This window comes from Winogradskyella poriferorum, assembly GCF_050618035.1.
GTDB lineage: Bacteria > Bacteroidota > Bacteroidia > Flavobacteriales > Flavobacteriaceae > Winogradskyella > Winogradskyella poriferorum_A.
Genome location: NZ_JBODPY010000291.1, coordinates 1 through 214 on the forward strand (window position 1 = coordinate 1; position 214 = coordinate 214).

Consider the following 214-nt stretch of genomic DNA (forward strand, 5'->3'; position numbering starts at 1 on the left):
GAATAAGGCCATTGCATAAGTGCAATATGATTATATGGTTGAAATTGTTGGTGATATCATAATGCATAAAGATTTTATTAAGGATCATCTAGAAATCGCCAGAAAGAATACATTTCTATATGGAAGTAGGGTAAATATCCAAGAGACTTATCTTGATGAGCTATTTAAAAACAAGCAAACTAAATTCAACTTCTTCTCAAAAGGGATTAAAAAG

General features: G+C 29.9%; 1 pseudogene. It reads left to right on the forward strand.

Annotated elements, in window-relative coordinates:
* Positions 1 to 34 precede the first annotated feature (34 nt).
* Positions 35 to 214: pseudogene (locus ACRHOC_RS15805) on the forward strand (glycosyltransferase family 2 protein); the annotation flags it as partial.